Here is a 19,171-nt window from a genome sequence, read left to right on the forward strand (position 1 = left end):
AGACGCTCTCTTTAAGGGAGCGTCGTTTATCCCTTCCAAAGCGTGTCCACTCTCCCAATTTTTTAGTCAGCCAGTTGGCTGAATGTAATTTTTTGGTTAAAACTGTGATCAGGTCAGACCACTTTTGGTCCGTTTACAAATTTTAACAGGGGAGCGTTATGAGTCAGGCACTTCCGCTGGTGACCCGTCAGGGTGACCGCATTGCCATTGTCAGTGGTTTACGCACGCCATTCGCCCGTCAGGCTACCGCCTTCCACGGCATTCCCGCCGTCGACCTTGGCAATATGGTGGTCAGCGAACTGCTGGCACGCAGTGAAATTCCCCCGGAAATCATTGAACAACTCGTTTTCGGCCAGGTTGTGCAAATGCCGGAAGCGCCGAACATTGCCCGTGAAATTGTCCTCGGCACCGGGATGAGCGTACATACCGACGCTTATAGCGTGAGTCGGGCCTGCGCCACCAGCTTTCAGGCTGTGGCAAACGTTGCCGAAAGTTTGCTTGCCGGTACTATCCGCGCCGGCATTGCAGGCGGGGCGGATTCCTCTTCCGTATTGCCGATTGGCGTGAGCAAAAAGCTGGGCCGCACGCTGGTGGATGCGAATAAAGCCCGAACGCTTAGCCAGCGGCTGAAGCTCTTTTCTCGTCTGCGTCCTCGCGATCTTCTGCCTGTTCCTCCGGCAGTTGCGGAATATTCCACTGGTTTAAGAATGGGCGATACCGCCGAACAAATGGCGAAAACCCATGGCATTACTCGCGAACAACAGGATGCGCTGGCGCATCGTTCTCACGAGCGCGCGGCAGTCGCCTGGCAAGAAGGCAAACTGGCTGATGAAGTAATGACCGCTTTCATCCCGCCGTATCGTCAGCCTTTTAGCGAAGATAACAACGTTCGCAAAGACTCATCGCTTGCGGATTACGCCAAATTGCGTCCCGCTTTCGACCGCAAACATGGCACAGTGACGGCGGCAAACAGCACGCCTTTGACCGACGGCGCGGCCGCCGTGATTTTAATGACGGAATCCCGTGCCAGGGAGCTCGGCCTGAAACCGCTGGGTTTTTTGCGCAGTTACGCTTTCACCGCGGTTGACGTATGGAAAGACATGCTTTTAGGCCCGGCCTGGGCTACGCCGCTGGCGCTGGAAAGGGCGGGCATCACTCTTAACGATTTGACGCTGTTTGACATGCATGAAGCTTTTGCCGCCCAGACGCTGGCCAATTTGAAAATGCTTTCCAGTGAGCGATTCGCGCGTGAAGTGCTGGGGCGTTCTCATGCCACCGGAGAAGTGGACGATGCGAAATTTAACGTGCTCGGCGGCTCGATTGCTTACGGGCACCCGTTTGCCGCAACGGGGGCTCGCATGATTACGCAAACGCTGCATGAACTTCGTCGCCGCGGCGGTGGTTTTGGTCTGGTGACAGCCTGTGCCGCAGGCGGTCTGGGCGCAGCAATGGTTCTGGAGGTCGAATAATGGAACAGACAAGCGCATTCTCACTGCATATTCGACTGGATAACGTCGCGGTGGTCACGATTGATGTGCCGGGCGAAAAAATGAATACCCTTAAAGCTTCGTTTGGCCCGGAGGTTCACGCCATCATCAAACAGGTGCGGGATAACACCAGCCTGCAAGGCCTGGTATTTATTTCCGGTAAGCCTGATAACTTTATTGCCGGCGCGGATATCAACATGATTGCTGGCTGCAAAACGGCGGAAGAAGCGCAGTCGCTGGCTCGTCAGGGGCAGCAGATTATGGCTGAAATTGCAGCGTTGCCCATCCCGGTGGTGGCGGCAATTCATGGCGCTTGCCTCGGGGGTGGGCTCGAACTGGCGCTGGCTTGCCACGCGCGCATTTGTACCATTGATGAAAAAACAAAGCTGGGCCTGCCGGAAGTACAACTGGGCCTGCTGCCGGGTTCCGGCGGCACACAGCGTTTGCCGCGTCTTATCGGCGTGAGTAACGCGCTGGATATGATTCTCGTCGGCAAGCAGTTACGCCCCCGCCAGGCGCTGAAGCTGGGACTGGTGGACGACGTTGTCCCGCAGTCTATTCTGCTTGATGCGGCCGTTGAGCTTGCGCTCAAAGGCCGCCAGACTTCACGCGTTTTACCTGTCCGTGAACGCATCCTTGCAGGGCCGCTTGGGCGTTCGCTGTTATTCAATTTCGTAAACAAAAAAACGGAACAGAAAACAAAAGGAAATTACCCGGCCGCGCGACGTATTCTTGATGTGATAAAAATCGGTCTGGAGCAGGGTACGCACAGCGGTTACGAAGCCGAGGCGAGGGCCTTTGGCGAACTGGCGATGACGCCGCAGTCTGCCGCGCTGCGCGGGATATTTTTTGCCAGCACCGAACTTAAAAAAGAACAGGGCAGCGATGCCGAACCTCGTCCGATTCGCGCGGTTGGCGTGCTGGGCGGCGGATTAATGGGCGGCGGCATTGCTTACGTTACGGCGACGAAAGGCCGACTGCCGGTGCGCATCAAAGACATCGGCAACGAAGGCATTAATCATGCCCTGAAATACAGTTGGGATCTGCTGGATAAAAAAGTGCGCCGCCGACATATGAAAGCGGCAGAGCGTCAACGCGAGATGGCGCGCATTTCCGGCGGAACGGATTACAGCGGTTTTCACAGCCGCGATATCGTCGTGGAAGCCGTATTCGAGGAGCTGTCGCTTAAGCAAAAAATGGTAGCGGAAATTGAACAGCATGCCGCGCCGCATACCATTTTCGCCTCTAATACATCCTCATTGCCTATTGCGGATATTGCCGCTAATGCCGCGCGTCCGGAACAGGTCATCGGCCTGCACTATTTCAGCCCGGTAGACAAAATGCCGCTGGTGGAAGTCATTCCCCACGCTGGAACTTCTGCGGAAACCATTTCCACAACCGTTTCTCTTGCCAAAAAACAGGGCAAAACCCCGATCGTTGTGGGAGACAGCGCCGGTTTTTACGTTAACCGCATTCTTGCCCCTTACGTGAATGAAGCGCTGCGCTGTCTGGTAGAAGGAGAGCCGGTCGATAAAATTGACGAGGCGCTGGTGAAGTTTGGTTTTCCCGTGGGCCCAATCCAACTTTTGGATGAGGTGGGAATCGATGTGGGAACTAAAATTAGTCCGGTGCTACAGCAGGCTTACGGTGAACGTTTTGCCGCTCCGGCTGCCGTTGCCGCAATCCTGAACGACGATCGCAAAGGTAGAAAAAATGGACGCGGTTTCTATCTTTATGACGCGAAAGGGCGTAAAAGCAAAAAACAGGTCGACCCCGCAATTTATAAGCTTACTGGCGTCACGCCGAAAGGGCAGATGGAAACAAACGCCCTGGCTGAACGCTGCGTGTTGATGATGCTTAATGAAGCCGCCCGCTGCCTTGATGAAGGCGTTGTGCGCAGCGCGCGCGACGGTGACATTGGCGCTGTATTCGGTATCGGATTCCCGCCTTTCCTGGGGGGGCCGTTCCGCTATATGGATAGCCTGGGCGCGGGAGAAGTTGTCGCAAGGCTGCAACGCCTTGCCAGCCAGTACGGAGAGCGGTTTTCACCTTGCGACAGGCTGTTAAGCATGGCCGGAAATAATCTTGCTTTCAGTGATTCGCTGAAACATGAAGCGGAAGTTGAGGTCAAAGAAGCATGAGTTCTGCCTCCCGGAAAGTGGGGTATGAACTCGGTGAATGGGCGCTGGTTGGTCATTATGTAAACTATGATTGACTATACTTGCAGCATTGAGGTAAAAAACAGCGTTTCATTCGATGTACGGATAAGGCACAATGCCCGGCTGCTGAATATATCCCCCTCTTGTTCGAGGGCGAATTGAAGCATTCCTGGTTAACAAAAGCGGTGCAATATGCAAGTTTTTATCATGCGTCACGGCGACGCAGCACTCGATGCCGCCAGCGACTCGGTACGTCCCTTAACCCAGTGTGGTTGTGACGAATCCCGTGTGATGGCGACCTGGTTAAAAGGTCAAGTAGCGGATATCGAACGTGTTCTGGTGAGCCCTTACCTGCGAGCTGAACAGACCCTGGACGTAGTGCGGGAAGCGCTTAATCTCCCGGAAAAAGAAGACATCCTCCCGGAATTAACTCCGTGCGGCGATGTCGGCCTGGTGAGCTGCTATCTGCAAGCCCTGGCTAATGAAGGCGTTGAGTCGGCTTTGGTGGTTTCTCACCTGCCGTTGGTCGGTTACCTGGTATCTGAACTCTGCCCTGAAGAAACTCCGCCGATGTTCTGCACGTCGGCCATTGCCAATGTCACTCTGGATGCGCAGACCGGAAAAGGGGTGTTTAACTGGCAGATGAGTCCCAGAAATCTGAAAGTAGCGAAAGCTATCTGACAGCCGTAAGCATGAAAAAAGAGCCGCGAAATGCGGCTCTTATTGTTTATGGCGGTGGATGGCACGTTGTTTATCCACCCTACAAATGCTGCCTGTAACGGAGGCGGTGCTTTATTGATGACTTTGCCAATAACGTAGGGCGGGTAAGCGAAGCGCCACCCGCCATCTGGCTTAAGGCAATTCCGGCGGCTGCCACTCTTCAACTTCAATCAATACCAACAGCGCTGCATCGCCACCGTATTCTTTCGGAGCCTGGTGGAATGCCATCACATGCGGATGCTGCGCAAGCCACAGCGGCGACTGCTGCTTTAATACGTGTTTGCCATGCCCGTGCATCACACAGGCGCAAAATATATGTTCTCTGCGGCAGGCGGCGATAAGCGCGCCCAGCTCTTGCTTTGCCTGGAGCTGCGTCAGCCCGTGCAAATCCAGAAACAGCTCAGGGGAGTAATCACCCCGGCGGATCTTCTTTAATTCAAAATGGCTGACGTCTTCACGCACATAGCGAGTCGGGCCTTCCGTAGCGAGTCTTGGCTGGAACTCGTCGGAAAAATAATGACTGGCGTCCGCCTGCTCCTGTAACAGCCGTTTCACCGGCACTTCCCGGGCTTTTTTACGCACCGGACGGTGAACGATAGTGTCCTGGGTGAGTTTTTTGGTACCGCTCATCAGATCACGGAAAAGGTTCCGATCGTCAACGCTGAGCGAAGGATTTTTCTTCATCTCTTTCTCGTCTCGCAACTGCTTTGGCGCCAGTTTACCCGCTTTGCCGCTCATCCCTAAATAAAACGCAAATTTCCCCCCGCTGCGGTGATTGAATGCTGATTTGTCGCAGCCTTCATGGCAAACTAATCGATTATTGAATTAGCGCGAACGGCCTGCGGAGGGCAACGTGGATAAAATTTTCGTCGATGAGGCAGTGAATGAACTGCACACCATTCAGGATATGCTGCGCTGGGCAGTCAGCCGCTTTAGCGCCGCCAACATCTGGTATGGTCACGGCACCGATAACCCGTGGGATGAAGCCGTTCAGTTAGTGCTGCCAAGCCTCTATCTGCCGCTGGATATTCCTGAAGATATGCGCACCGCGCGTCTGACTCCAAGCGAACGTCATCGCATCGTTGAACGCGTGATTCGTCGCGTGAACGAGCGCATTCCGGTTGCCTATCTCACCAATAAAGCCTGGTTCTGCGGCCACGAGTTTTACGTGGACGAGCGCGTACTGGTGCCGCGTTCGCCTATTGGCGAACTGATTAATAATCGTTTTGCTGGCCTTTATGACGACGAACCCCAGCACATTCTGGATATGTGCACCGGCAGCGGCTGTATCGCCATTGCCTGCGCGTATGAATTCACCAATGCCGAAGTGGATGCGGTAGATATTTCTCTTGATGCGCTGGCGGTTGCCGAGCAAAACATCTCTGAGCACGGTCTGGAAAACCAGGTTACGCCAATCCGTTCGGACCTGTTCCGGGATCTGCCAAAAGTGCAGTACGACGTCATCGTCACTAATCCGCCGTACGTTGACGCAGAAGATATGTCCGATCTGCCGGGCGAGTTCCGCTTTGAGCCCGAGTTAGGGCTTGCGGCAGGAAGCGACGGGCTGAAACTGGCGCGGCGCATTCTGGCCTGCGCGCCGGATTATCTGGCCGACGGCGGGATTCTGATTTGTGAAGTGGGTAACAGCATGGTACATCTGATGGAGCAGTATCCGGATGTGCCGTTCACCTGGCTTGAATTCGACAACGGCGGTGACGGCGTCTTTATGCTGACCAAAACGCAGCTTATTGCGGCTCGCGAACATTTCAGCATTTATAAAGATTAAGCACTAAAGACGGGCCGCAGGGCCCGTCGTTCGTCGCTCACAACACAATCTTATAAGAACAACGACAACGGTAAGGAGCCGTGATGGCAGGCAACAGTATTGGACAAGTATTTCGCGTAACGACATTTGGTGAATCCCACGGCGTAGCGCTGGGCTGCATTGTGGATGGCGTGCCGCCGGGCATTCCTCTTACAGAAGCCGATCTGCAACACGATCTCGATCGCCGCCGCCCGGGCACTTCGCGCTATACCACGCAGCGTCGCGAACCGGACCAGGTCAAAATTCTCTCAGGCGTTTTTGAGGGCGTCACCACCGGCACCAGCATCGGTTTGCTCATTGAAAATACCGATCAGCGCTCTCAGGATTACAGCGCTATCAAAGACGTGTTCCGTCCGGGCCACGCAGATTACACCTACGAGCAAAAATACGGCCTGCGCGATTACCGTGGCGGCGGTCGTTCTTCCGCGCGTGAAACAGCAATGCGCGTTGCAGCGGGCGCTATCGCTAAAAAATACCTGGCGCATAAATATGGCATTACTATTCGCGGCTGCCTGACGCAAATGGGCGACGTGCCGCTTGAAATCAAAGACTGGGAGCAGGTTGAACAGAACCCGTTCTTCTGCCCCGATCCGGACAAAATTGAAACGCTTGACGAGCTGATGCGCGGGCTGAAAAAAGAGGGTGATTCCATCGGCGCGAAGGTGACCGTGGTGGCTGATAACGTGCCGCCAGGGCTTGGCGAGCCGGTATTCGATCGTCTGGATGCGGATATCGCCCACGCGCTGATGAGCATCAACGCCGTGAAGGGCGTTGAAATCGGCGAAGGCTTTGGCGTGGTCAATCTGCGCGGCAGCCAGAACCGCGATGAAATCACCAAAGAAGGTTTCCAGAGCAACCATGCGGGCGGCATTCTCGGCGGCATCAGCAGCGGTCAGCAGATCGTGGCTAATATGGCGCTGAAGCCAACTTCCAGCATTATGGTCCCAGGACGCACAATCAATCGCGAAGGCGAAGAAGTGGAAATGGTTACCCGCGGGCGCCACGATCCTTGTGTAGGGATCCGTGCGGTGCCGATCGCAGAAGCGATGCTGGCGATCGTGCTGATGGATCATATGCTGCGTCAGCGTGCCCAAAACGCCGACGTAACCACTACTCTGCCGCGCTGGTAATGCAATGAAAAAAGCTCTCGTGGGCCTGCTGGTGTTCTTTGTCAGCGCCACAGCATTCGCCGCCACGCCGTGGCAAAAAATCAGCCATCCGGTTACGGGCAGCCCGCAATCTATTGGCGCGTTTTCCAACGGCTGTATTGTTGGCGCCCACGAGTTGCCGCTAAACGATGCCCGTTATCAGGTGATGCGGCCGGACCAGCGCCGCTATTTCGGTCATCCCGACTTAGTGATGTTTATTCAGCGCCTGAGTAATCAGGTGCATCAGCTTGAGCTGGGCACGGTGCTAATTGGTGATATGGGCATGGCTGCGGGGGGGCGGTTTAGCTCCGGTCATGCAAGCCACCAGACCGGACTTGATGTCGATATCTTCCTGCAACTGCCAAAAACACGCTGGACGCCGTCACAGCTTCTCAAACCGCAGGCGCTGGATTTAGTGGCAAGCGACGATAAGCATGTTGTTCAACGCCTGTGGCAGCCGGAAATCTACAGCCTGATCAAGCTGGCGGCGATTGATAACGACGTGACGCGCATCTTCGTCAACCCGGCGATTAAGCAGCAGCTTTGCCTGGACGCAGGCGCTGACCGTGACTGGCTGCGTAAGGTTCGCCCGTGGTTTGCCCATCGCGCTCATATGCATGTTCGCCTGCGCTGCCCGGCGGACAGCCTTGAGTGTGAAGATCAGCCGCTCCCGCCTCCGGGCGACGGCTGCGGTGCCGAATTGCAAAGCTGGTTTGCGCCGCCAGCTCCGGGCAGCAAGCCACCGAAAAAGAAAACTCCGCCTCCGATACCGGCTTCTTGTCAGGCCTTGCTGGATAGTCACGAACTCTGACGGATAAGTTCATGGAATGGAAATCGCTAACAAAGAAGGAAAAAACGTGGTTTTTCCTTCTTTGTTGTAAACAGCCGAAAATCACTCATTGATTTTGCTTTTTACTTTTTGGGTGAGATCTTTTGTCTCTCAACTGCATGAGGTTTGTCGTCAGTCTAATGGAATGGTTTATGGTTTCCCCCGTGATGCTGGTGGCGCTGTTTTTTGTCGCCCTGCTGGCGGGTTTTATTGATGCACTGGCGGGCGGCGGCGGATTGTTAACCGTGCCCGCGTTGCTGGCAGCCGGTATGTCACCCGCTCAGGCGCTGGCGACCAACAAGCTTCAGGCCTGCGGCGGTTCGGTTTCCGCCTCGATCTATTTTATCCGCCGCAAAGTGGTAAGCCTGTCCTCTCAGAAGCTCAATATTCTGATGACGTTTCTTGGTTCCACCACCGGCGCGCTGCTGGTGCAACACGTTAAGTCAGACGTGCTGCGCCAAATCCTGCCGCTGCTGGTGATTGGCATTGGCCTGTACTTTTTGCTGATGCCGAAACTTGGCGAAGAAGACAGGCAGCGCCGCCTGTACGGTTTGCCTTTTGCACTGGTCGCTGGCGGCTGTGTCGGTTTTTACGACGGCTTCTTTGGCCCGGGGGCAGGTTCATTTTACGCATTGGCGTTTGTTACGCTGTGCGGCTTTAATCTCGCCAAATCTACCGCTCACGCCAAAGTGCTGAACGCCACGTCGAACCTCGGCGGACTGCTGCTGTTTATCATTGGCGGGAAGGTGATTTGGGGGACCGGCTTTGTGATGATGGCCGGGCAATTTTTGGGCGCGCGTATGGGTTCGCGCCTGGTATTAAGCAAAGGGCAAAAGCTTATCCGGCCGATGATCGTCATTGTCTCGGCGGTGATGAGCGCCAAACTCTTATTTGACAGCCACGGAACGGAGATCCTCCATTGGTTGGGGGCTGCCTGACATGACCACACAAAGTATGACGACAGAACACCATTATCAGCAGCTAATCGATATCTTCGACAGTTGCTTTAAAGAAGATTTTAATACCCGTCTGATTAAAGGCGACGACGAACCGATCTATCTTCCTGCGGATGCGGAAGTGCCGTACAACCGGGTGGTTTTTGCCCACGGTTATTATGCAAGCGGTATGCACGAGATATCGCACTGGTGCATCGCCGGGAAAGCCCGCCGTGAGCTGGTGGATTTTGGTTACTGGTATTGCCCGGACGGACGCGATGCGCAAACGCAAAGTAAGTTCGAAGATGTCGAAGTGAAGCCTCAGGCGCTGGAATGGCTGTTATGCGTGGCTGCGGGCTTCCCGTTTAACGTAAGCTGCGACAATCTGAGCGGTGATTTCGACCCGGACAGGATTGCTTTTCAGCGTCGCGTTCACGCTCAGGTGATGGCTTATCTCGAAGAAGGCATCCCTGAACGCCCGGCACGCCTGATGGCTGCCCTGCGTGACTACTATAAAACGCCGCCGGTTACAGCAGAGCTGTTCCCGTGGCCGGAAGATTTAAACTAATTACCTGCAAATGAGGAAGAACGTACGATGATCGCGGAATTTGAAACTCGCATTCTGGCGTTAATTGATGGAATGGTGGATACCGCCGGGGATGATGAGCTGTTTGCCAGCGGTTATCTGCGCGGCCACCTCACTCTCGCAGTCGCGGAGCTGGAACACGGCGACAACCACACGCCGCAAGCTTTGCATGCGGCCGTTTCCAGCAGCCTGGAAAAAGCGATTCAGGCGGGCGAGCTTTCTCCGCGCGACCAGTCTCTGGTGCTGGGCATGTGGGATAACCTGTATCAGCAGGCGGAATTTAAGTAATCCGTAACAGAGGGTGGGTAGCGCTTGCGCTTATCCACCCTACACAACAATTTGTAGGTCGGGTAAGTGTAAGCGTCACCCGACAACCCGAACCGCCCGAAACCGCCCGACAAAATTAACGGACTTCTTTTCCCTTCAGCAGCTTCCTCACCCAAAATCGGTTCGGATTTAATGCCGAAAGCGTTGTGCTATCAAGCGGGATCGGTTCATTGCTCATTTGCGCCGCCAGGATTTCTGTTGCCAGCGGGGCGGTGCACAAGCCTCTTGAGCCTAAGCCTGCAAGCATAAACAGATTGCCGTAGACTGGAGCTGGCCCGGCGTTTTCTTTGTCTTCGACGAGATTAGCGTAGCTTTCCAGCGTGCGTTGATAATCTGCTACGCTGCCGATTATCGGCAAATGGTCGCGTGTGGCGCAACGCACGCCGCAGCGGGCTTCGCCGGCAGTTACATCCACTTCCTGCGGCCATTTTTCATCCGGTAAACAGTTAATAAGACGCTGGCGATTATGCTGCTGATCTTCTTCGTTGTAGCGCATGTCTTCTACGCCCCGGTGATAGCTTGCGCCGATGCAATGCTGCTGATTGCCCGGATTACGCGGCGTCAGATAACCGTCGTAGCACAGCACCTGTTTGAGCTTTTGAAGCGATGGGCTGGTTGGAATATGGCTAACCTGGCCGCCGACGGCGGAAACCGGCAGCTTTTCAGTTTGCAGGAATTTGTTAATTTGATGCCCGTTAGCCAGCGCCACGACTGCGTGTTGCCGGGGAGCCTGGTTTGCAAATTCCAGTTTCCAGCCCTTTTCTGTTTTATCCAGCGCCGTAACCCGGTGACCGTAATGGGCCTTCAAACCTTGCCGCAGCGCCAGTTCGAGCGCGCCTGCGGTAAGCTGCGCCGGGCATAGCCATCCGCCCAACGGGTAGGTGATGCCGCCGCAGCCTGTTTCAACGCCGCTAATTTCGGCGACGGTTTTTTTGTCAACGGCGTGCGCAAGAGGTTCCGGAAATGCCAGGCTAAGCATCTGCTCGATTTTGTGCTGGCTTCTGTCATCCCAGCCGAGCTGCGTGACGCCGCACCAGTCATGATCAAACTCTACGGGAAGCGAATCATACAGACGGCGGGCAAAGGTAAAGGCGGCGGCGAAAAAGTTCGTGAGCGAGGCATCGTGCGTGCTTAGCAGCGGGTAAAGCGCGCCCTGGCGATTGCCGGACGCGCCTTGCGCAGGCGCTTCATCTTCGCAGTAAAGCGTGACCTGCCAGCCGCGACGAAGCAGCGCAAGAGAGAGCAGGGCGCTGGCAACGCCTCCGCCTACAATCGCCGCTTCTTTACCTTGCGCTGCGGGGCGTGCATACCACGGCGCCTGAGCCTGGAAGGGGAGAGCCTGCTCCATCACGCCGGTTAACATCGTGCGCTTGCGCCCGAAGCCTTTGGCTTTCGTCATGGTGAAACCGGCTTCAGTCAGCCCACGGCGTACGAATCCCGCGCAGGTAAAAGTGGCCAGCGTGCCGCCGGGACGGGCCAGCTTCGCCATGGCGTTGAAGAGTTGCGGCGTCCACATATCCGGATTTTTCGACGGCGCAAAACCGTCCAGGAACCAGGCGTCAACCTGGTTCGTCAAAGTGTCATCCAACTGTGGTATCAGATCATTAATATCGCCGAACCACAGGTCAAGCGTAACACGTCCTTGCGCCAGCAGCAGGCGGTGACAGCCAGAAACGGGGAGCGGCCATTGTTGCTGGAGCGCTTCGGCAAACTCCGCCAGCTCCGGCCAGTGGCTGTGCGCCATGCGTAAATCAGCGGCGGTGAGCGGAAACTTTTCAAAACTAATAAAATGAAGGCGCTGAAGCCTGGCCTGTGGCTGTTTTGTACGGAATTCGTCAAAAGCCTGCCATAAAGTCAAAAAGTTAAGGCCGGTGCCAAAGCCGCTTTCACCGACGACAAAGAGCGAGCGATCGTGGGTTGCGAAGCGTTCTGACAGACGATTTCCTTCCAGAAATACATAACGAGTTTCCTCAAGTCCATTATCATTAGAGAAGTACACATCATCAAACTCTCGGGATACAGGTGTACCTTCTTCGTTAAAGCCGAGGCTGGCGGATTGTATAGGGGAGTGTTTCACGTAAGTTGCTCGTCTGGCAGGCGGTGAAAGGATAGTAACGATGTGTGCGAAGCGGCGCAAATTTCGGGCCGATTTGGCTGATCGGACTTGTTCGGCGTACAAGTGTACGCTATTGTGCCAGTCGAAATCCTAAATAGTGCAGTGAAGAGGTATTGAATGAAACGTGCAGTGATTACTGGCCTGGGCATCGTTTCCAGCATCGGTAATAACCAGCAGGAAGTCCTGGCATCTCTGCGTGAAGGACGCTCCGGGATCACTTACTCTGAAGAGTTTAAAGATTCAGGTATGCGTAGCCACGTATGGGGTAACGTCAAACTGGACACCACCGGTTTGATTGACCGTAAAGTGGTTCGTTTCATGAACGATGCCTCTATCTATGCCTATCTTTCCATGCAGGAAGCTATCGCAGATGCTGGCCTGAGCGAAGAGGTTTACCAGAACAACCCGCGCGTTGGTCTGATTGCCGGCTCCGGTGGTTCATCTAAAGCGCAGGTATTCGGTGCGGACGCAATGCGTAGCCCGCGCGGCCTGAAAGCGGTTGGTCCATATGTTGTGACCAAAGCGATGGGCTCAGCGGTTTCCGCCTGTCTCGCAACACCGTTCAAAATCCACGGTGTGAACTACTCTATCAGCTCCGCATGCGCAACGTCTTCTCATTGCATCGGCAACGCTGTTGAGCAGATTCAGTTGGGCAAACAGGACATCGTCTTTGCCGGCGGCGGCGAAGAGCTGGGCTGGGAGATGGCCTGTGAGTTCGATGCGATGGGCGCGCTGTCCACCAAATACAACGACGAGCCAGCTAAAGCTTCCCGTACTTATGATGCAAACCGTGACGGTTTCGTTATCGCAGGCGGCGGCGGCATGGTTGTGGTGGAAGAGCTGGAACACGCTCTGGCTCGCGGCGCACATATCTACGCTGAAATCGTTGGCTACGGCGCAACGTCCGACGGCGCAGATATGGTTGCTCCGTCAGGTGAAGGCGCTGTGCGCTGCATGAAGATGGCGATGCACGACATTGATACGCCAATCGACTACCTGAACACCCACGGGACTTCCACGCCGGTTGGCGATGTGAAAGAACTCGGTGCCATCCGCGAAGTCTTCGGCAATAACTCTCCGGCGATGTCCGCAACCAAAGCGATGACCGGCCACTCCCTGGGGGCCGCAGGCGTTCAGGAAGCGATTTACTCTCTGCTGATGCTGGAGAACGGCTTTATCGCCCCAAGCATCAACATTGAAGAAATGGATGAGCAGGCGAAAGGTCTGAATATCGTGACGGAACCGACCGAGCGTAAGCTGCGCACCGTGATGTCCAACAGCTTCGGCTTTGGCGGCACTAACGCAACGTTGGTTATGCGTAAACTCGACGCGTAATTCGCTGACGCTATCAAACGGGCGCCTTCGGGCGTCTTTTTTTTGCCTTTACGAAGATTGACAAAGCGGCTGTTTGTCAGCACTATGCGCGCCATAACATTATCTTATTGATAATGCGTAAGCGTTCAACGTCAACCAACGCACCTTTAATCTGACCAATCAGATAGAGAGGCGCGGTATCTTGTCTCCCCGCCTTACTCTGCTGTTAATGGAGTAAGCAGTATGTCTGCAACAGTTGAATCTCATCTTAAAAAGCCAAAATCGGCTAACGCACAGCTTTTCAAAATTACCTTCGCTATTTTTCTGACCTATATGACCGTCGGTCTGCCTCTGCCCGTTATTCCTTTGTTTGTGCATCAGCAGCTTGGCTATGGCAACACGATGGTCGGCATAGCCGTGGGCATTCAGTTCCTCGCCACGGTCCTGACGCGCGGCTATGCGGGGCGGCTTGCCGACCAGCAGGGCGCAAAACGTTCAACCATTCAGGGCATGTTTGCCTGCGCGCTTGCGGGCATTGCTTACCTGCTGGCGGCGCTGCTGCCCGTTGAAGCCGCTGTCAAATTCGGGCTGCTGATTGTCGGGCGTCTTATCCTCGGCTTTGGCGAAAGCCAGTTGCTGACCGGTACGCTAACGTGGGGGATGGGGCTGGTGGGGCCGGCTCGTTCCGGCAAGGTTATGTCGTGGAACGGTATGGCAATGTATGGCGCATTAGCGGCTGGCGCGCCGCTGGGCCTGCTGCTTAATAGCCATTGGGGATTCGTTGCGTTGGGCGTGTCCACCATCGCGCTCCCGCTGGTCGCCTTGTTGTTTAACGGGCGAGTGAAGCCTGTGCCAGCCCATAAAGGCGAGCGCCCGTCCCTGTTCGCCGTAGTGGGTCTTATCTGGAAACCGGGTCTCGGGTTAGCTTTACAGGGCGTAGGTTTCGCGGTTATCGGTACTTTTGTTTCGCTCTACTTCGCCTCAAAGGGCTGGGCATGGGCAGGCTTCACGCTGAGCGCATTTGGCGGGGCTTTTGTACTGATGCGCTTCTTATTCGGCTGGATGCCGGACCGTTTTGGCGGCGTACGCGTGGCGCTGGTTTCGTTAGTTATTGAGGCCATCGGCCTGATACTGCTTTGGTAGGCTCCCGTCGCCTGGGTTGCCCTGCTGGGCGCAGCCTTAACCGGTTGCGGCTGCTCGTTAATTTTCCCGTCGCTGGGCGTTGAGGTTGTTAAGCGGGTGCCCGCGCAGGTTCGCGGCACGGCGCTGGGTGGCTATGCCGCGTTTCAGGATATCTCGTATGGCGTTACCGGGCCGCTAACCGGGCTGTTAGCGACTTCGCTTGGTTACTCTTCCGTGTTTTTGGCGGGCGCGATTTCTGCAGCGGCAGGGATTGTGGTGACGCTTGTGGCTTTCAGGAAGTAATGCATAAGCTGTTGGCTTGATAAGCGACGGTGCCATCAAAAAAATCTTGTCGGATGGCGGTTGGTTATTCGACCTACGGAAATCCCCCTCAGGCTGAGGGGGAGCCATTTTAAACAACCATCCAGAATAAAATCATCACTACAATCAGCGCGATTAACGCAAGCCCTGGGCGGGCCGAAATAGCTTTAAACGGCTCGGCGAATGGCGCAAAAAGCGGGCTGAAGATCGGCTGAATATTGCGAACTTCCAGGATATCCGGCTGGCGTTCCGCACGTCTTAAAAACACCTGATTTAAAATATCCTGCACCTGCGCTGCGGTAAGCTGCATCTGCGGCGTGGCCTGAAAACGCTGCTGCGAATAATCCGTTATTTCTTTCCACTCGGCGGGCTCTAAAGGCTGTTTTAACGCAGCCTGGATGGCGTGCAAAGTGGGGGCGGTTTGCTGGCTTAACGTCTGGCGCGCCTGCAGCCAGGTGGTCAGCAGCGTAAAGTGTTTGGCCGGTATCAGCTCGCCCGTCTTCACGCCGGAAAGCTCCAGCATGGACTGCCAGATTTGCTTGCCGGATTCGCCCGTAGCCGCAGTAAGTTTCGCTACCTGCTGATTCAGCGCGCTATGTTCCGCAGGCAGCAGGGGGCGGTCGGTGGCCGGGCGTTGCTGCGGTTGTGGAATGGTTAACTGGTTATTTTGCAGTAACGTGAGTACGCTTTTTAATTGCTGCGGCGTAAGCTGGCTGAGCGCGCTATGGCCGAACTCCCGGCGAATATAGTCGCTTACCGCCTGACGATTATTTCCCTGCGGCAGCAAGTCGCTGAGCTGTTGCACAATCTGGCGCGTGGCGTGCGTAGTCTGCACGGTAGCGAGGCGCTGGTTGAGGTTCTGTTCGGCGGCCGGGAAATGGCGCGAGAGCAACGGCGTCTCGTTTTTCAGACCCAGATCGTGTTTAACCCCGGCCCACACTTCAGCGCTCTGCAACTGGCTAAGCGCCACGATGCGGGTAATCAGACGTTCCAGCACGGTACGCTGCACGGAGGAAAGCGGCTGTTCGCCTGCAGCAGAAGGCGCTGGGGAAGGTTCCCCCGGAGGGCGAGGCGAGGCCCCCTGAATGGGTTGCATGGCATTTCCTTAAGATGACTGACAAACGACAAAACATTACACCGTAGCCCGTTATGCCCGGACGCCAGATTATGGCACACTATCCGGCTTATTCTCGACGATTAACAGACAGGTAGCTAACGTGAAAATCCTCGTTGATGAAAATATGCCCTATGCCCGCGAATTGTTTAGCCGTCTGGGCGAGGTAACCGCCGTTCCGGGTCGCCCAATTCCGGTTGACGAACTGGCCGATGCCGGCGCGCTGATGGTGCGTTCCGTCACTAAGGTGAACGCAGATTTGCTTGACGGTAAAGGCGTCAAATTTGTCGGAACCGCTACGGCGGGCACCGACCATATTGATGAAGCTTATCTTGACCGGGCGGGCATCGCGTTTTCTGCAGCGCCAGGCTGTAACGCTATAGCCGTAGTGGAATACGTTTTCTCCTCGCTGTTGATGCTGGCCGAACGCGACGGCTTTACGCTGACTGACCGCACCGTTGGCATCGTTGGCGTGGGCAACGTGGGGGTACGTTTGCAGGCGCGCCTGGAAGCTTTCGGCGTTCGCACGCTGCTTTGCGATCCGCCGCGTGCGGACCGCGGTGATGAAGAGGATTTCCAGCCGCTTGAGCAACTTGTACGCGAAGCCGATGTGCTGACGTTCCATACCCCGCTGTTCAAAGACGGCCCATATAAAACGCTGCATCTTGCCGATGAGCGGCTTATTTCCAGCCTTAAACCTGGCGCTATTTTAATCAACGCCTGCCGTGGCCCGGTGGTGGATAACGCCGCGCTGCTGAAGTGCCTGAAAGGCGGGCAGGATCTTAGCGTCGTACTCGACGTGTGGGAGCCGGAACCTGAACTTAACGTCGAGCTGCTCGAACTTGTCGATATCGGCACGCCGCATATCGCAGGCTATACGCTGGAAGGCAAAGCTCGCGGCACTACGCAGGTGTTTGAAGCATTCGGCGAATTTATCGGTCAACGTCAGCAGGTGGCGCTCGACACGCTGCTTCCGGCGCCAGAATTTGGCCGCATCACGCTTCATGGCCCGCTCGATCAAGCCACGCTCAAAAGACTGGTTCATCTGGTGTATGATGTGCGTCGCGATGACGCGCCGCTGCGCAAAGTGGCAGGTCAGCCGGGCGAATTCGACAAGCTGCGTAAAAATTACCAGGAGCGCCGCGAATGGTCATCGCTTTATATTCAGTGCGATGATGAAAATGCGGCGGCCACCTTGCAAAATCTGGGCTTTAGCGCGGTTTATCACACCGCCCGTTAACCCTAATCTTCTGTCCTGCCGGAGTACATCCCCGGCGGGACGCTTTTTTAAGTCTGGAGTAAACCAACATGTCTGAAGGCTGGAATATTGCCGTTTTAGGTGCCACGGGTGCCGTAGGCGCGGCTGTTCTTGAACTGCTCGCCGAGCGCCAGTTCCCGGTTGGTGAATTGTATGCTCTCGCCCGCAACGAAAGCGCCGGGGAAAATCTGCGTTATGAAGGCAAAACGGTGATGGTGCAGGATGCCGAAGCGTTTGACTGGACGCAGGTGCAGTTAGCCTTTTTCGTGGCAGGAGCGGAAGCCTCGGCACGTTATGCCGACGAAGCCGCCAACTCGGGCTGCCTGGTGATTGACTCAAGCGGTTTGTTCGCCCTTGAGCCAGACGTGCCGTTAGTGGTGCCGGATGTTAACCCATTTGTGCTTGGCGATTACCGCAATCGTAACCTGGTGGCCGTTGCAGATAGCCTGACCAGCCAACTGCTGACGGCCCTGAAGCCGCTGATTGAGCAAGGCGGTTTATCGCGCATTCAGGTGACTAACCTGCTGGCTGCTTCCGCACGCGGCAAAGTTGCCGTTGACGCGCTGGCGGGGCAGAGCGCCCGTTTGCTTAACGGTATGCCGATAGACGAAGACGATCTCTTCGGACGCCAACTGGCGTTCAATATGCTGCCGCTGGTGCCGGATGCCGAAGGCAGCGTGCGCGCGGAGCGTCGCCTGGTAAATGAAGTGCGTAAAGTGCTGCAGGACGAAGCCCTGCCGATTTCCGCAAGCTACGTGCAGGCGCCTATCTTCTATGGTCACGCGCAAATGGTAAATTTTGAAGCGATGCGTCCGCTTGCGGCAGAAGAAGCGCGTGATGCGTTCGGCCAGGTTGAAGATCTTGAGCTGTCTGAAGAAGGGCAGTTCCCGACTCAGGTAACCGACGCTTCCGGCAGCGCTCATCTTTCCATTGGCTGCGTACAGAACGATTACGGCATGCCTGAGCAAATTCAGTTCTGGTCCGTTGCGGATAACGTCCGTTTCGGCGGCGCGCTGATGGCGGTGAAAACGGCTGAAAAATTAGTGCAGGAGTATATGTACTAATGTCCGACGAGTTGCCTACTCTTTCGATACACAAAACAAGCCCGCTTCACAAGATTGCGCTCGGCATTGAGTACGACGGCAGTAAATATTACGGCTGGCAGCGCCAGAATGAAGTGCGCAGCGTGCAGGAGAAGCTTGAAAAAGCGCTCTCCAAAGTGGCGAATGAGCCGATTAACGTCTTCTGCGCCGGGCGCACCGACGCGGGCGTACATGCCACCGGTCAGGTTGTGCATTTCGAAACGCATATGCAGCGTAAAGATGCGGCGTGGACATTAGGCGTAAATGCGAATTTGCCTGGTGACATTGCGGTGCGATGGGTTAAAGCTGTGCCGGATGATTTTCACGCCCGCTTCAGCGCAACGGCGCGTCGCTATCGTTATGTGATTTATAACGAGCGCCTGCGGCCTGCGGTGCTGGCGCAGGGGGTGACGCATTTTTATCATCCTTTAGACGCCGACCGCATGCATCGTGCCGCGCAGTGCCTGCTGGGCGAGAATGATTTTACTTCATTCCGTGCGGTGCAGTGCCAGTCCCGTACGCCATGGCGCAACCTGATGCACATCAACGTCACTCGCTACGGCGCTTATGTGGTTGTGGACATCAAAGCGAACGCTTTTGTCCATCATATGGTACGCAATATTGTCGGCAGCCTGATGGAAATCGGCTGCGGCAACCAGGCGGAAGACTGGATGGCTGAGCTGCTGGCGGCAAAAGATCGTAAGCTTGCGGCAGCAACAGGAAAAGCGGAAGGCTTATACCTTGTTTCTGTCGATTATCCAGAACATTTTGCATTGCCTGAACCCCCTATGGGCCCTCTGTTTTTGAGCTGACTGATGCAGTCGAGAA

The 19,171-nt window shown here is 55.5% G+C and carries 16 protein-coding genes and 1 pseudogene; 14 read left to right on the forward strand and 3 right to left on the reverse strand.

Annotation, left to right across the window (positions count from 1 at the left end; translation table 11 throughout):
- Positions 1–158 precede the first annotated feature (158 nt).
- The 3 genes from fadI to sixA all read left to right on the forward strand — a co-directional run bounded on the left by fadI (position 159) and on the right by sixA (position 4,327).
- Positions 159–1,469 (forward strand): acetyl-CoA C-acyltransferase FadI, encoded by a 1,311-nt coding sequence (fadI, locus tag MUA00_RS11215; protein ID WP_271123130.1) that lies wholly within the window; start codon positions 159–161, stop codon positions 1,467–1,469.
- On the forward strand, positions 1,469–3,628 hold the full coding sequence (fadJ, locus tag MUA00_RS11220) for a fatty acid oxidation complex subunit alpha FadJ (RefSeq protein WP_271123131.1): 2,160 nt from the start codon (positions 1,469–1,471) through the stop codon (positions 3,626–3,628). Before fadI ends, fadJ begins: the two co-directional genes overlap by 1 nt.
- Before the next feature lie 210 nt (positions 3,629–3,838).
- On the forward strand, positions 3,839–4,327 hold the full coding sequence (gene sixA / locus MUA00_RS11225) for a phosphohistidine phosphatase SixA (protein ID WP_271123132.1): 489 nt from the start codon (positions 3,839–3,841) through the stop codon (positions 4,325–4,327).
- A gap of 171 nt (positions 4,328–4,498) precedes the next feature.
- Here sixA and smrB read toward each other — a convergent pair whose 3' ends face one another.
- Complete coding sequence (gene smrB / locus MUA00_RS11230) at positions 4,499–5,050, reverse strand: endonuclease SmrB (protein ID WP_271123367.1); 552 nt, start codon at positions 5,048–5,050, stop codon at positions 4,499–4,501.
- Positions 5,051–5,219: 169 nt separating this feature from the next.
- Here smrB and prmB point away from each other — a divergent pair, with 169 nt between their 5' ends.
- The 6 genes from prmB to MUA00_RS11260 all read left to right on the forward strand — a co-directional run bounded on the left by prmB (position 5,220) and on the right by MUA00_RS11260 (position 9,977).
- A complete protein-coding gene (prmB, locus tag MUA00_RS11235) occupies positions 5,220–6,152 on the forward strand; it encodes a 50S ribosomal protein L3 N(5)-glutamine methyltransferase (protein WP_271123133.1) in 933 nt (310 codons plus the stop codon).
- Positions 6,153–6,235: 83 nt separating this feature from the next.
- Positions 6,236–7,321: a chorismate synthase gene (gene aroC / locus MUA00_RS11240; RefSeq protein ID WP_271123134.1), complete on the forward strand. Its 1,086-nt coding sequence runs from the start codon at positions 6,236–6,238 to the stop codon at positions 7,319–7,321.
- Positions 7,322–7,325: 4 nt separating this feature from the next.
- Positions 7,326–8,150, forward strand: a complete 825-nt coding sequence (gene mepA / locus MUA00_RS11245; protein WP_271123135.1) for a penicillin-insensitive murein endopeptidase — start codon at positions 7,326–7,328, stop codon at positions 8,148–8,150.
- Positions 8,151–8,308: 158 nt separating this feature from the next.
- Positions 8,309–9,106, forward strand: a complete 798-nt coding sequence (locus MUA00_RS11250) for a sulfite exporter TauE/SafE family protein (RefSeq protein ID WP_271123136.1) — start codon at positions 8,309–8,311, stop codon at positions 9,104–9,106.
- Positions 9,107–9,122: 16 nt separating this feature from the next.
- Positions 9,123–9,671 (forward strand): elongation factor P hydroxylase, encoded by a 549-nt coding sequence (locus MUA00_RS11255; RefSeq protein WP_271123368.1) that lies wholly within the window; start codon positions 9,123–9,125, stop codon positions 9,669–9,671.
- Positions 9,672–9,698: 27 nt separating this feature from the next.
- Complete coding sequence (locus MUA00_RS11260; protein WP_271123137.1) at positions 9,699–9,977, forward strand: YfcL family protein; 279 nt, start codon at positions 9,699–9,701, stop codon at positions 9,975–9,977.
- A 115-nt stretch (positions 9,978–10,092) separates the two neighbouring features.
- On the opposite strand, the gene mnmC is transcribed toward MUA00_RS11260, so the two are convergent.
- Complete coding sequence (gene mnmC, locus MUA00_RS11265) at positions 10,093–12,093, reverse strand: bifunctional tRNA (5-methylaminomethyl-2-thiouridine)(34)-methyltransferase MnmD/FAD-dependent 5-carboxymethylaminomethyl-2-thiouridine(34) oxidoreductase MnmC (protein ID WP_271123138.1); 2,001 nt, start codon at positions 12,091–12,093, stop codon at positions 10,093–10,095.
- 156 nt (positions 12,094–12,249) lie between these two features.
- Here mnmC and fabB point away from each other — a divergent pair, with 156 nt between their 5' ends.
- Complete coding sequence (fabB, locus tag MUA00_RS11270) at positions 12,250–13,467, forward strand: beta-ketoacyl-ACP synthase I (protein WP_271123139.1); 1,218 nt, start codon at positions 12,250–12,252, stop codon at positions 13,465–13,467.
- A gap of 222 nt (positions 13,468–13,689) precedes the next feature.
- Positions 13,690–14,871: pseudogene (locus tag MUA00_RS11275) on the forward strand (arabinose transporter).
- A 109-nt stretch (positions 14,872–14,980) separates the two neighbouring features.
- On the opposite strand, the gene flk reads toward MUA00_RS11275, so the two are convergent.
- Entirely contained in the window at positions 14,981–15,985 is a 1,005-nt protein-coding gene (gene flk, locus MUA00_RS11280; protein WP_271123140.1) for a flagella biosynthesis regulator Flk, read from the reverse strand.
- A 121-nt stretch (positions 15,986–16,106) separates the two neighbouring features.
- Here flk and pdxB point away from each other — a divergent pair, with 121 nt between their 5' ends.
- From pdxB to truA, 3 genes are all read left to right on the forward strand, one after another.
- Positions 16,107–17,243 carry a 4-phosphoerythronate dehydrogenase PdxB gene (gene pdxB / locus MUA00_RS11285; RefSeq protein ID WP_271123141.1) on the forward strand — a complete coding sequence of 379 codons (1,137 nt, stop codon included), beginning with the start codon at positions 16,107–16,109 and terminating at the stop codon, positions 17,241–17,243.
- 68 nt (positions 17,244–17,311) lie between these two features.
- Entirely contained in the window at positions 17,312–18,325 is a 1,014-nt protein-coding gene (locus MUA00_RS11290; RefSeq protein WP_271123142.1) for an aspartate-semialdehyde dehydrogenase, read from the forward strand.
- Positions 18,325–19,155, forward strand: coding sequence for a tRNA pseudouridine(38-40) synthase TruA (gene truA / locus MUA00_RS11295; protein WP_271123143.1), 831 nt, complete (start codon positions 18,325–18,327; stop codon positions 19,153–19,155). The genes MUA00_RS11290 and truA overlap by 1 nt, the downstream gene beginning before the upstream one ends.
- Positions 19,156–19,171: the final 16 nt, after the last annotated feature.

The sequence above is a fragment of the Dryocola boscaweniae genome (assembly GCF_025215095.1).
Classification (GTDB): Bacteria; Pseudomonadota; Gammaproteobacteria; order Enterobacterales; family Enterobacteriaceae; genus Dryocola; species Dryocola boscaweniae.